Source organism: Halomonas sp. 707D4 (genome assembly GCF_024158685.1).
Lineage (GTDB): Bacteria > Pseudomonadota > Gammaproteobacteria > Pseudomonadales > Halomonadaceae > Vreelandella.
The window spans coordinates 1-11,890 of the sequence record NZ_JAMZBD010000042.1; the positions used below are offsets into that span (position 1 = coordinate 1).

The 11,890-nt window shown below is 65.8% G+C and carries 14 protein-coding genes; 3 read left to right on the forward strand and 11 right to left on the reverse strand.

Annotation, left to right across the window (positions count from 1 at the left end; all coding sequences use genetic code 11):
• The 3 genes from BIS11_RS03295 to flgL all read left to right on the forward strand — a co-directional run.
• On the forward strand, positions 1-330 hold a 330-nt coding region (locus BIS11_RS03295; protein ID WP_253585730.1), incomplete at its 5' end, for a glucosaminidase domain-containing protein.
• A gap of 59 nt (positions 331-389) precedes the next feature.
• The gene (flgK, locus tag BIS11_RS03300) at positions 390-2,324 is read left to right on the forward strand and encodes a flagellar hook-associated protein FlgK (protein ID WP_253424397.1); all 1,935 of its coding nucleotides are present in this window, start codon (positions 390-392) and stop codon (positions 2,322-2,324) included.
• A gap of 16 nt (positions 2,325-2,340) precedes the next feature.
• Complete coding sequence (flgL, locus tag BIS11_RS03305; RefSeq protein ID WP_253424394.1) at positions 2,341-3,564, forward strand: flagellar hook-associated protein FlgL; 1,224 nt, start codon at positions 2,341-2,343, stop codon at positions 3,562-3,564.
• Positions 3,565-3,636: 72 nt separating this feature from the next.
• On the opposite strand, the gene fliR is transcribed toward flgL, so the two are convergent.
• From fliR to BIS11_RS03360, 11 genes are all read right to left on the reverse strand, one after another.
• Entirely contained in the window at positions 3,637-4,425 is a 789-nt protein-coding gene (fliR, locus tag BIS11_RS03310; RefSeq protein ID WP_253424391.1) for a flagellar biosynthetic protein FliR, read from the reverse strand.
• A 1-nt stretch (position 4,426) separates the two neighbouring features.
• The gene (gene fliQ / locus BIS11_RS03315) at positions 4,427-4,696 is read right to left on the reverse strand and encodes a flagellar biosynthesis protein FliQ (RefSeq protein WP_227389167.1); all 270 of its coding nucleotides are present in this window, start codon (positions 4,694-4,696) and stop codon (positions 4,427-4,429) included.
• A 33-nt stretch (positions 4,697-4,729) separates the two neighbouring features.
• Positions 4,730-5,491, reverse strand: a complete 762-nt coding sequence (gene fliP / locus BIS11_RS03320; RefSeq protein WP_253424389.1) for a flagellar type III secretion system pore protein FliP — start codon at positions 5,489-5,491, stop codon at positions 4,730-4,732.
• An 8-nt stretch (positions 5,492-5,499) separates the two neighbouring features.
• The gene (gene fliO, locus BIS11_RS03325) at positions 5,500-5,913 is read right to left on the reverse strand and encodes a flagellar biosynthetic protein FliO (RefSeq protein ID WP_253424386.1); all 414 of its coding nucleotides are present in this window, start codon (positions 5,911-5,913) and stop codon (positions 5,500-5,502) included.
• Positions 5,910-6,413, reverse strand: coding sequence for a flagellar motor switch protein FliN (fliN, locus tag BIS11_RS03330; protein WP_253424383.1), 504 nt, complete (start codon positions 6,411-6,413; stop codon positions 5,910-5,912). Before fliN ends, fliO begins: the two co-directional genes overlap by 4 nt.
• Positions 6,406-7,467: a flagellar motor switch protein FliM gene (gene fliM / locus BIS11_RS03335; protein ID WP_253424380.1), complete on the reverse strand. Its 1,062-nt coding sequence runs from the start codon at positions 7,465-7,467 to the stop codon at positions 6,406-6,408. The genes fliN and fliM overlap by 8 nt, the downstream gene beginning before the upstream one ends.
• Positions 7,468-7,488: 21 nt before the next feature.
• Positions 7,489-7,962 (reverse strand): flagellar basal body-associated protein FliL, encoded by a 474-nt coding sequence (fliL, locus tag BIS11_RS03340; protein ID WP_253424379.1) that lies wholly within the window; start codon positions 7,960-7,962, stop codon positions 7,489-7,491.
• A gap of 149 nt (positions 7,963-8,111) precedes the next feature.
• The gene (locus BIS11_RS03345) at positions 8,112-9,470 is read right to left on the reverse strand and encodes a flagellar hook-length control protein FliK (RefSeq protein WP_253424376.1); all 1,359 of its coding nucleotides are present in this window, start codon (positions 9,468-9,470) and stop codon (positions 8,112-8,114) included.
• 15 nt (positions 9,471-9,485) lie between these two features.
• The gene (gene fliJ, locus BIS11_RS03350; protein ID WP_253424372.1) at positions 9,486-9,938 is read right to left on the reverse strand and encodes a flagellar export protein FliJ; all 453 of its coding nucleotides are present in this window, start codon (positions 9,936-9,938) and stop codon (positions 9,486-9,488) included.
• On the reverse strand, positions 9,939-11,324 hold the full coding sequence (gene fliI / locus BIS11_RS03355) for a flagellar protein export ATPase FliI (RefSeq protein WP_253585731.1): 1,386 nt from the start codon (positions 11,322-11,324) through the stop codon (positions 9,939-9,941).
• Positions 11,321-11,890 (reverse strand): flagellar assembly protein FliH (locus BIS11_RS03360; protein ID WP_253585732.1); only part of this gene is annotated, 570 nt, incomplete at its 5' end. The genes fliI and BIS11_RS03360, both read right to left, overlap by 4 nt.

Consider the following 11,890-nt stretch of genomic DNA (forward strand, 5'->3'; position numbering starts at 1 on the left):
CTGTTCGGCATCAAGGCGGGCAGCCACTGGAAGGGCGCGACCACCGACATCGTCACCCACGAATACGTCAACGGGCGGCGCACGCAGATGGTGGACACGTTCCGGGTATACGACTCCTTCGAGCACGCCTTCACCGACTACGCCAACCTGATCGGCAACAACCCGCGCTACAAGGGCGTGGTCGAGGCGCCCAACGCCATCCAGGCGGCCCACGCGCTCCAGCGCGGCGGCTACGCCACCGACCCGCGCTATGCCGAGAAGCTCGTGGCGGTGATGAACACCCTGGGGCCGCTGCCTGCCGCGCAGGATTTTCTGGCCGATGCGCGTTGAGCCATTCAAGTTTCACCGCCGACCGCCGATAGACCAAGCATCGGCTTGAGGAATTGACTATGAGCATGTTTTCGATCGGTTTGAGCGGCCTCAATGCGGCGCAGAGTGCTCTCACGGCCACCAGCAACAACGTCAGCAACGTGTTTACGCCGGGCTACAACCGCGAAATCACCCTGCTGGGCGAAACCAAGATGGGCAAGGGGGTGCAGGTCAATGCTATCGAGCGCCAGTTCAATACCTATGTCGCCAGCCAGCTGAACAACGCCAAGACCCAGTCAAGCGCCCTGCAGACCTACAACAACCAGGTCTCGCAGATCGACAACCTGCTGGCCGACCGTGCCGCCGGCCTGTCACCGCTTATGCAGGGGTTCTTCTCCTCTCTCGAGGACCTGGCCAGCGCCCCGTCCGATCCGGCGTCCCGGCAAGGTGTGCTGGGTACGGCGAATACCTTGAGTGCGCAGTTTCGCGCCTTCGACGGCTACCTGCAGGACATGCAGGACAATATCAATGGCCAGATCAAGGACGAAGTCACCCAGATCAACAATACGCTCAAGCAGATCGCCGATTTCAACAAGGAGATTTCGCTGGCCCGTGCGCGCAGCGGCGAAGCGCCCAACAGTCTTCTCAATCAGCGCGACCAATTGGTGTCCGAGCTCAATGAGCGGATGGATGTACGACTCAACATCCAGGATGGCAAGTCCTACAACATCAGCTTGCCGGATGGGCAACCGCTGGTCGTGGGAGCCGATGCCTTCAGGCTCGATACGCTGAGGTCCGATACCGATCCGCAGCGACTGGTCGTCGGCTACAGCGATGGGCGAGGCAACGTCAATGCCCTGCAGGAGTCGACCATCAAGGGTGGGGCGCTGGGCGGGCTGATGAGCTTCCGCTCGGAAACCCTGGACAAGACCCAGAACCAGATCGGCCAGCTCGCGGTATCGCTCTCCGTGGCCTTCAACGAGCAGCACAAGCAGGGGGTCGATCTCAACGGCCAGGTGGGGGGCGACTTCTTCATGGTGCGCGACCCCGAGATCTATGGCTCCAAAGGCAACAGCGGCGATGCGAGTGTGTCGGCGCAGTTCGATCCCGATACCATCGACCAGCTGCGTGCCAGCGACTATACGGTCCGCTTCGACGGCAGCGTGCCGGTCGTGACGCGAGGCGATAGCCGTGCCGTGGTCACCGATGCCGACTGGAATGCCCAGACCCAGGAGCTCACCTTCGGTGGCATGAAGTTGACCTTCGACGGCACGCCGGTGGATGGTGATCGCTTCGAAGTCCAGCCCGTGCGCCGCGCCGCCAACGGCATGCAGGTGGCGATCACCGATGTCGACAAGATCGCGGCGGCGGACGCTGGCTTCGACGGGACCGGGGGCAGCCCGCTCAACTCCCTCACCCGTAGCGGCAACCTCGACGTCAGTGGCCTGACCTCTTCGCCGACGGCGTTCTCCGCCAACAAGCGCTACGAGCTGCAGGTGAGCGACGACGGCAAGCTGAGCGTCAGCCCGCAGGCCAGCGTCCGGGTCAACGGCAATGCCTTCGACCCGACCGCCGACGGTGCCGTGCTCGAAGCCGGCGATGAGGTCACCATCGACGGCGTGAGCTTCACCCTCGATGCGCTGCCGGGCGAGGACGAAACCGCCACGCTGACGGTCAGCCAGAACATCATTTCCGCCAATGGCGACAACCGCAATGCGCTTGCCCTGCAGGAGCTGCAGGGCAAGCGCGTGGTCGGCGGGGTCTCCTCGGTGAGCTCGGCCTACGCCTCCATCGTCAGCGACGTGGGCAACCGCGCCAACATCACCCAGGTCAACCTCGATGCGCGCCAGGGGCTCACCGACCAGCTGCGCGCCGTCCAGCAGTCGGAGTCCGGCGTGAACCTGGACGAGGAAGCGGCCAACCTGATCCGCTACCAGCAGTTCTACATGGCCAACGCCCGCGTGATCGATACCGCGGGAACGATCATGGACACCATCTTGAACCTGCGCAGCTGAGTGAGGAGCGTCGAGTATGCGTATTAGCAGCGTCACCATGTTCGAGAAGAGCACCGCCTCGATGAATCGCCAGCAGAGCGATTTCCTGCGCGTCAGCCAGCAGATCGCCAGCGGGCGCAGGGTCGTCAACCCGTCCGACGACCCGCAGGCCGCCGCGCGCGCGGTGGGGGTCGACCAGTCGATGGCGATCAACGAGCAGTACACGAACTCGCGGGTCTCCGCGCGCAACTCCCTCGCCCAGACCGAGAGCGTGCTCAACAGCGTCAGCGACGCGGTGACCCGCGCCAAGACGCTGCTGATCCAGGCCTCGAGCGATACCTTGAGCGACGCCGACCGCCAGTCGATCTCCAGCGAACTCAAGGGCGTCTATGAGACGCTGATCGGCCAGGCCAATGCCACCGACGGCAACGGCCGGTACCTGTTCGGTGGGTACAAGGATGATGCCCCGCCGTTTTTCAAGAATGACAGCGGCAAGGTCGAATATCGGGGCGACGCCTCGGCGCGGGAGCAGCAGGTCGACGCCTCGCGGCGCATGCCGGTCGCAGAGAACGGCCGATCGATCTTCCAGAGCGTGGCGAGCAATGCAAGCTATATCGCCAAGGCGAACCCGGACAATACCGGAAACGTCACGTTCGCCGGCCTGTCGGTCAAGGACTCTTCCGATGCGAACTTCGGCGCGAGCTTCACCGTTCGGTTCGAGGAGAACACCGCAGGCGAAGGGTTCGTCTATCGCGTGGAAGGGCCCGAAGGAGAACTCACCAACGGCGCATATACGGGAGACGGCCAGCAGATCGCCTTTGGCGGCGTGAGCCTGACCCTGACCGGCACCCCCGAAGTGGGAGATGAGATCAGCGTGGCCCGCGCCGGAAGCGCCGAGCAGCCGGCGGATCTTTTCAAGACATTGGAAGCCGTGATCGGTGTGCTGGAAAATCCCGCCGAGACCGATGCGGAAAAGGCGGCGCTGCGCAATACGCTGAACACGTCGATGCGCGAGCTGGACAACGCCCTGGACAACGTGCTCACCGTGCGCGCCTCCGCTGGCGCCCGGCTCAACGAGCTGGACGTCATCGATGCGGTGGGCAGCAATCGCATGATGAACTATGCCCAGACGCTGTCGGACCTGGTCGATCTGGACTACGCCGAGGCGATCTCGGAGTACAGCCTGCGCCAGGTCGGCCTGCAGGCCTCCCAGCGCACCTTCGTCGAAATGAAGAGCATGTCGCTGTTCAACTACATGTAGTGCGCCCAGGTAGTCCACCTCGGCACTCGCCGAGGCCCGACGCCGCTTCCCCTTGGGGAAGCGGCGTTTTCGTCAGGGGGTCGCCATGACCTCGATCAGACTCTGCATGAATGCCAGCCCCTGGCTGAACAGCGGCTGCAGAAAGCGCCCGATGTCGGACATCAGCACCATCAACAGCACCAGCCCCACCGTGAGCGAGGTGGGGAAGCCGATATTGAACACGGTGAGCTGCGGCGCCGAGCGGTTGAGAATCCCCAGCGACAGGCTGATGATCAGAAGCGAGGCTACCAGTGGCAGCGCCAGCAGCATGCCCGAGGCGAAGATGGTGCCGGCGTAGCGGGCGAGCAGCTCGAAGGCATCGGGATTCAGGCCACCAAAGCCCACCGGCAGCGTCTGGAAGCTCATGATCAGCGTCTCCAGCACCATCAGGTGGCCGTTGAGCGCCAGGAACATCAGCAGCGTGATCATGTAGAGAATGCGCGACAGCACCATGATGTTGGTGCCGCTGGAGGGGTCGAAGAAGCTCGCGAAGGCCAGGCCCATCTGCAGCCCGATGAACTCCCCGGCCGCCTGCACCGCGGCGAAGACGATGTGCATCACCAGCCCGATCGCAAGGCCGATCAGCAGCTGCTCGATCATGATGCCGAGACTCGCCCAGGAGAGGAGCGGCACGCCGGGCATGGCGGGCAGCAAAGGGGCGATCGCCACGGCCACCAGCGCGGCCAGCCCGACCTTGGCCTGATTGGGGATGCTCGAGTGGCCCCAGAGCGGCGCGACCGCCATGAAGGCGGTGATGCGCACGAAGGGCCACAGAAAGGCCACGAGCCAAGCCTGGAGCTGGGCGAAGGTGACCTCGACCACGCTACATCACCATGCTGGGGATGTTGACGAACAGGCGATAGGTGAAGTCGGTGATCAAGCCGATCAGCCAGGGGCCGGCCAGTACCAGGACCGCAAAGACCGCCAGGATCTTCGGGATGAAGGTCAGCGTCATCTCGTTGATCTGGGTGGCGGCCTGGAACAGGCTGATGATCAGGCCGGTGAACAGGGCCGCCAGCAGCACCGGCGCGCCCATGAACAGGGTCAGGCGCATGCCCTGGTAGGCGATGCTCATTACGGTTTCGGGGGTCATGGGGGCTCCTCGTCGGATACCGTTAGCGTGGCACTAGAGCATGTAGAAGCTTTCGGCGAGCGAGCCGATGATCAGCTGCCAGCCGTCCACCAGCACGAACAGCATCAGCTTGAAGGGCAGCGAGATGGTCACCGGCGGTACCATCATCATGCCCAGCGCCATCAGGGTGCTGGCCACGACAAGGTCGATGATCAGAAACGGAATGAAGATGGTGAAGCCGATCTGGAAGGCGGTCTTCAGCTCGCTGGTCACGAACGCCGGCAGCAGCACACGCATGGGCAGCTCTTCCGGCCCCTGCATCGGCCCGACGTCGGCCAGGCGCACGAACAGCGCGAGATCCGGCTCGCGGGTCTGTGCCAGCATGAACTCGCGAAAGGGAATCTGGGCGCGTACCAGGAACTCCTCGAAATTGATCGCCTCGGTGGAGAGCGGCTGCCAGGCGGTGTCGTACACCTGGGAGAGCACCGGCGACATGATGAAGAACGTCAGAAACAGCGCGATGCCCAGCAGTACCTGGTTGGGCGGCGTGGCCTGGGTGCCCATGGCGGTCCGCAGAAGGCTCAGCACGATGATGATGCGCGTGAAGCTGGTCATCATCAAAAGCATCGCCGGCAGGAAGGCCAGCGAGCTCAAGAGCAGCAGCGTCTGCAGCGACAGCGACCACTGCTGGCCGCCATCCTCCAGCGGCTGCGAGACGAAGCCGGGCAGCGTCTGGGCCTGGGCGGGCAGCGCCAGGCAAGCGAGCGTCAGCAGGGCGAGGGCGAGCCACCCGCGATGGGGTCGGGGGAAGAGCATGGCGTTTCTCATGACGTGGAAGACGGGCCGGGCTGCGAGGGGCGCTTTCCCAGCGCCTTCGCCAGGCGCTGGGAAAAACCGGCGCTCGCCTCGCGCGAGGCGACCGGGCGATCGACCGGGGCCGGGCGTTCGTACAGCTTGGTGATGCGCCCGCCGCTCACGCCGACCACCAGCCAGGTATCCTCGATCTCGACGACGACCACGCGCTCGCGGCTCCCCACTGCCGTGGAGCCCACGACCTTGAGCCGCGCGCCGCTTTCGAAGCGCTGCTGCTGGACCCGCTTCAGGGCCGCCGTGCACAGCAGGATGATGGCGATGACCAGAGCCAGCGCCGCCGCGGTCTTGCCGAGGGCGGCTATGCCCATCAGGGCATCGCCCCCCAGCGCATCGATCGACTCGGTCGACGTGGTGGCGACACTCATCGGTTGAGCTTGTGGATGCGCTCGGAGGGAGTGATGATCTCGGTGATGCGGATGCCGTACTTGTCCTCCACCACGACCACCTCGCCCTGGGCGATCAGATAGCCGTTGATCAGGATATCCATCGGCTCGCCGGCCAGACCCTCGAGCTCGATCACCGAGCCCTGGGCCAGCTCCAGCAGCTGCTTGATGGTCAGCTTGGTACGCCCGAGCTCGACGGTGAGCTTGACCGGGATATCCATGATCATTTCGAGATCACGCGCCGCCGTGGCGCCGTTTTCGCCGCTGAGCGGGCGAAACAGCTCGTCGCTCGCCGCCTTGGCGACGGGCGGTTCGGGTTCCGCTGCCGGGACATTCTCCGCTTGCTCGGCGGCTTCCTGTTCGGCCATCGCCGCCGCCCAGGGGTCCTCTTCGGCGGCATCGCCCTCGGGGGCCTGTTCCGACATGGCGCTGGCCCAATCGTCGTCGGAAATGGGCTGATCGGGTTTGTTGGGATCAGTCATGGGTTGGTTCCTTGGCTTGGCGTCGCGTCGACCCCTTGATGAAGTCCTTCGAGGACGCGTTGTTCATGGCGCCGTGATCGATCAGGCGCAGCACGCGCAGCGCGCGGTTCTGGCGCTGGCTGCCGTACTCGCACTCCATGACGGGCACGCCGTCGACGCTGGCCGTCACGGTGCCGGGGATCTCCATGGGCAGGACATCCCCCTTCTTGAGGCCCATCACCTGGGCGATGCGGCTGGGGATCCGGGCGAACTCGGCGATCAGCTCCACCTCGGACTGGCGGATCTCGCCGGCCATGCGTCGCGACCAGGTGCCGTCGTGATCGTGGTTGCTGTCGTTGATCGGGTTGGCCAGCAGGTCGCGCAGCGGCTCGATCATGGCGTAGGGCATGCAGATCTGGAAGCTGCTGGAAAGATTGCCCACCTCGATGTTGAACTTGGTGTTCACCACGATCTCGTTGGGAGAACTCGTGATGTTGGCGAACTTCGACTGCACCTCGGAGCGCAGGTAGCTCACCTCCAGCGGGAAGACCACCTTCCAGGCCTCCTGGTAGGCATCGATCGCCAGATTGAGCAGGCGCTGGATGATGCGCTGCTCGGTATTGGTGAATTCGCGCCCGTCGGACTTGGTGACGAAGCGACCGTCGCCGCCGAACAGGTTGTCCACCACCATGAACACCAGGTTCGGCGGGAACACCACCAGAGTCGAGCCGCGCAGCGGCTTCATCGACACGATGTTCAGGTTGGTGGGCACCGGCGTGTTGCGCGAGAACTCGCTGAAGCTCTGGTAGCGCACCGACTCCACCGTGATGTCGGCGCTGCGCCGAATCAGGTTGAACAGGCCGTTGCGAAAATAGCGCGCGAAGCGCTCGTTGATGAAATCCAGCGCATGCAGACGCTCGCGGATCACCCGATGCTGGGTGGCCGGATCGTAGGGACGAATGCGCTGCTCGTCCTTCGCGGCAGACGACGACCCACCGGCGGGCTCGTCGTCTCCGCTCACCCCTTTCAACAGGGCGTCGATTTCTTCCTGGGACAGTAGATCGTCCTGTGACATGAACGGCTCCCGCGCCCGAGGTTATTGCACGATGAAATCGGTGAACAGCACTTCCTGAAGATCGAGGGGCGGCTGGTTCTCGACGAGCGGCACGTTCAGCCGGCCGATGATCGCCTGGGCGAGCGCCTCCTTGCCTTCGACGGAAGTGAGCTCGCTCGCCTGCTTGCCGGATAGAAGGATCAGCAGGCGGCTGCGCACCTGGGGCATGTGCTCCTCGATGATCTTCTTGCTCTGCTCGTCGCCGACCCGCAGCGTGATGCCGGTGTAGAGCAGGCGCGAACCGTAACGGTCATCCGACAGGTTGACCGTGAAGGGCTCGATGCGCGTGAACACGGGCGGCTCCGGTTTGGCGGCCACCTGGGTCTGACCGGCCTCGCCCTCGCCGCCATGGCCCAGCACCATGTAGATCGCCGCGGCCGCGCCCAGCGACGAGAGCACGACCAGCACGATCATTATCCAGAGCAGTTTCCTGGATCCACCGCTTGCTTCTGCCATTGACTAATCCCATGATCCTTGCGCATGACGAATGCCATGCATTATGCCTAATGCGCCAGCCGCTTAAGAAATGAACAGGCTCCTTGGGAGTGCCTATCTTTCGGTTTAGCCGCGGCGGGCGGCGAGTGTGAAGAAGCCCGTGACGGGCTTCAGGCGTAGAGGTCGACCCGCCCGTCAAGCACGATGCTTGCCGGGGTCGGGACGAGTCCTTCTACCTCATCATCGGCCGAGCTGGCCCCGCCTTGAGCCGAGCCGCCCGACTGGGCAAACGCTTCCCGGTCGGAGGCGTTTTGCTGGCCGACCGAGGTGTCGCCCAGCGCGATGCCCTGCTCGGCGAGCGCCTCGCGCAGCTGGGGAATGGCCTGCTCGATGACCTGGCGCACCTGGGCATGCGCCGAGAAGAACTGGGCCTGGGTGCCGTGCTCGCCCATCTTTAGGGAGATCGACAGCGGACCGAGCTCCGCCGGGTGCAGCTCGAGCTTGACGTGCTGCTCGCCGCCGCGCTGGGTGAGATGAATCATCTGCTGGCCGAGCTTCTCGGCAAAGCCCGGGTGGGTGACCGGGGTGGTGATGATGGTTGCGGGTGCCGCCGCCGCAGGCGTAGCCTGCGCGCTGTTCGGCATCGGCGCCTCGGCGCCGCTCGGCAGCGCCTGACCCATGCCCTGGGCAAGAGGCACCATCTCGCCGGCGCCGGGCATCGGCGCGACCGGCATCGACTCCCCGCCGGTAGCAAGGAGCGCGGTTTGGGCGAGACCAGAGAGCGTCAGCGGTGGCTGGTTGAGGACGGCGGGAGCAGGCTGGAGCGTGCGTGGCTCACCGCTCGATGGCAGGCCCGGGGCCTGCATTTCTCGTGCCGGCTCACCGCGCAGCGCAGTCAGGGCGGCGAGTATCTTGGTCGTGGCCTCCTTCAGTGCCGGTGCCGTCTCTGCCTCGCCGGACGCGACATCACTCACGGGAGCGTTGAAGGCGGCCATCAGCGCCAGGCGCGAAGTGACTTCGTCGAGGGGCGTCGATGAACTGCGTGAGTCGAGCGCTTCGGCATCGGTGGCGGTAGCGCCTTGGGTCAGAGTGCTCGGCAGCGTGGAGAAGATCTCGCGCGAAGCGAGCGGCTGGTCGCTTCGCGCCAGTCCACCGAATGCTGCCAGCAGATCACCGAAGGCCTCGGCCATCGGCTTGTCCTCGGCAGCAGCGCTCAACGCTTCTTCGGTGGCGAGGTAAAGCGCCCCGAGCGAGGCGTCGTCGAGAGTCTCGACATCGACCTCCAGCGCCGCCAGGGCGTCGCGAAACGCTTCGAGCGCTGCCTCGGTCGGTACTGACAAGGCATCGAGCGTCTCGCTCGGGCCATCGAGTGCCAGCTCACTGGGCGGCGTGTCACCAAGAAGGTCGAAGGCCTGGCGCAGCGTGGACTGAAAGCCTTCCGGTGCGCTCGGGGCGGCACCTTGGCCGGGCAGCGCGGCGCGCGCGCCGGACAGGCTCGACGTGGCGGACAGCAGAAGCGATAGGTTCATGGCGATGGCCTCCTGTTACTGCGATCGGTCCGGCGAGCGGCGAGCGCTCTGGCCGGTCACGAACTCGTCGTTGGCTTTCTGGTCGGCACGCTCCTGGCGGCGATGCTCCTCGAGCAGCCGGCGCGAGGCGAGGGTGTCGAACGAGGAGAGCTTGCGCTGCTCCTGTTGCCAGTGCTGCTGGCTCTGCTGCACGCGCTTTTGCTGGGCGGTCAGCGCCTGGCGCGCGCGGCTGAGCGCGGCGTCGAGCGAGGCCAGAAACTGCTGGTAGTTGAACATGGTCGCCGGGTCGATCCCTTCGCGCATCGCCTTCTGCAGCCGCTCGGCGTACTCGGCGCGGTAGCGGCTGAGCGAGTCGAGCTGGGTCTGGGTCTGCTGCTGGCTTTGACGCTCCTCGGCCAGCAGCTTGCCGGCCTGATCGCGGGCATCGCGGGCAAGGTCGGTCAGTATGTCGAGCTGTGAATGACGCATTTAGCCTCCCACCACGTTCGCTAGTGCCTGTCGTGACGCCTCGAGCGTCGCGCGCTCGTCGATGCGCTGCTGCAGGAATCGCTCGAGCTCCGGAAAGAGATTCACCGCCTCGTCGAGCCTCGGATCATGGCCCGGACTGTAGGCGCCCACGCTGATCAGGTCGCGGTTGCGCTGATAGCGCGAAAAGAGCTGCTTGAAGGTGCGCGCCCGATTGATCTGCTCGTCGGTCGCCACCGCGTTCATCGCCCGGCTGATCGAAGCCTCGATGTCGATGGCCGGGTAGTGACCCGCCTCCGCGAGACTGCGCGAGAGCACGATATGGCCATCCAGGATCGCCCGGGCGGAGTCGGCGATCGGGTCCTGCTGGTCGTCGCCCTCGGTGAGCACGGTGTAGAACGCCGTGATCGAGCCGCCGCCGCGCTCGGCATTGCCGGCCCGCTCGACCAGCCCCGGCAGCTTGGCGAACACCGACGGCGGATAACCCTTGGTCGCCGGCGGCTCGCCGATGGCGAGTGCGATCTCGCGCTGGGCCATGGCGTAACGTGTCAGCGAATCCATGATCAACAGCACGTTGCGCCCGCTGTCGCGAAAACCTTCGGCCAGACGCGTGGCGTAGGCCGCACCCTGCAGGCGCTGCAGCGGCGAGGTGTCCGCTGGCGCCGCGACCACCACCGAGCGCCGCCGCCCCTCCGGGCCGAGGATGTTGTCGATGAAGTCCTGCACCTCGCGGCCGCGCTCGCCGATCAGGCCGACCACGATGACGTCCGCCTGGGTATAGCGCGCCATCATGCCCAGAAGCACCGACTTGCCCACGCCGGAGCCTGCGAACAGCCCCATGCGCTGGCCCTTGCCGACGCTCAACAGCGCGTTGATCGCCCGGATACCGACATCGATCGGGGTATCGATCGGCGCGCGGGACAGCGGGTTGAGCGGCGCGGTGTGCAGCGTGGCGCGCGGCACTTCATCGATCCCTTCGCGATCGTCCAGCGGGTTGCCGTTGCCGTCGAGTACCCGACCCAGGAGTTCCTCGCCGACGGGAAAGCGCCGCGCGCTATGGCCTACGCCATCCACCAGCGGCGAGACGCGGGCGCCGGGCATCAGGCCGGAGATCTCCTCGAGCGGCATCAGAAACAGCTTGTCGCCGGAGAAGCCGACCACTTCCGCCTCGGCGTGGTGCGCGCTTTCACCGAGGCGACCATCGGCGCCGGGCAGCTCGATGCGACAGGCGCTGCCCACGGCGACCTGCAGGCCCACGACCTCGATCACCATGCCGGTGGCACGTACCACGCGCCCGCTGCGTCGATAGTTGGGCAGCTGTCCCACCCGGCGGGTGGTGCGCGTGAGCGCCTTGCGCCAGCGCTGGGTGTGGGCGGCGGCGGTGGTCATGCCTCGTCCTGGCCGGTGTCGGTCGGCTTGTGACGGCGGCGCATCTGGGCGGCCACCGCCTGCCAGCGGCTCTCGAAGGTGGCATCGAGTTCGCCCTGGGCGCTGGTCACGCGGCAGCCGCCGCGGGCGAGCTGGTCGTCGGGCTGCAGTGCCCAGTTGGCCGCGCCAAGCTCCGCGCCCAGGTGCTCCTGCACCAGGGCGTGATCCTCGGGGTTGAGCCAGAGCCGCTGCTGGCCCACCAGCGGCGGCTCGGTATGCAGCAGCTCGCGCACCAGCTCGAGGATGCGCTCCGGGCGCTCGGCCAGAGTCTCCAGCGCCAGCTGGCGCCCGACCATCATGGCGAGCTCCACCAGGTCGTTGGCGATGGTGTCGTCGGCGCGCTCGAGCGCCTCGGCGAACTGACGGGCCAGCGCCTCGAGGGGAGCGACGGCCTGGCGCACCTGGTCGTCCAGGGTGCGCAATGCTTCGTCGCGACCCTCCTTCAGGCCTTGCTCGAACCCCTGGGCGTGGCCCTCTTCGCGTCCCTTGTCGAAGCCCGCCTGCTCGGCCTCGTGGCGGGCTTCGAC

What these genes read in the sequence shown, in the direction of transcription:
- flgL (WP_253424394.1), top strand. Translation starts at nt 2,341, where the DNA reads ATGCGTATTAGCAGCGTCACCATGTTCGAGAAGAGCACCGCCTCGATG.
- fliI (WP_253585731.1), bottom strand. Translation starts at nt 11,324, where the DNA reads ATGACCACCGCCGCCGCCCACACCCAGCGCTGGCGCAAGGCGCTCACG.
- fliL (WP_253424379.1), bottom strand. Translation starts at nt 7,962, where the DNA reads ATGGCAGAAGCAAGCGGTGGATCCAGGAAACTGCTCTGGATAATGATC.
- BIS11_RS03345 (WP_253424376.1), bottom strand. Translation starts at nt 9,470, where the DNA reads ATGAACCTATCGCTTCTGCTGTCCGCCACGTCGAGCCTGTCCGGCGCG.
- fliO (WP_253424386.1), bottom strand. Translation starts at nt 5,913, where the DNA reads ATGAGTGTCGCCACCACGTCGACCGAGTCGATCGATGCGCTGGGGGGC.
- fliN (WP_253424383.1), bottom strand. Translation starts at nt 6,413, where the DNA reads ATGACTGATCCCAACAAACCCGATCAGCCCATTTCCGACGACGATTGG.
- fliJ (WP_253424372.1), bottom strand. Translation starts at nt 9,938, where the DNA reads ATGCGTCATTCACAGCTCGACATACTGACCGACCTTGCCCGCGATGCC.
- fliQ (WP_227389167.1), bottom strand. Translation starts at nt 4,696, where the DNA reads ATGACCCCCGAAACCGTAATGAGCATCGCCTACCAGGGCATGCGCCTG.
- flgK (WP_253424397.1), top strand. Translation starts at nt 390, where the DNA reads ATGAGCATGTTTTCGATCGGTTTGAGCGGCCTCAATGCGGCGCAGAGT.
- fliM (WP_253424380.1), bottom strand. Translation starts at nt 7,467, where the DNA reads ATGTCACAGGACGATCTACTGTCCCAGGAAGAAATCGACGCCCTGTTG.
- fliP (WP_253424389.1), bottom strand. Translation starts at nt 5,491, where the DNA reads ATGCTCTTCCCCCGACCCCATCGCGGGTGGCTCGCCCTCGCCCTGCTG.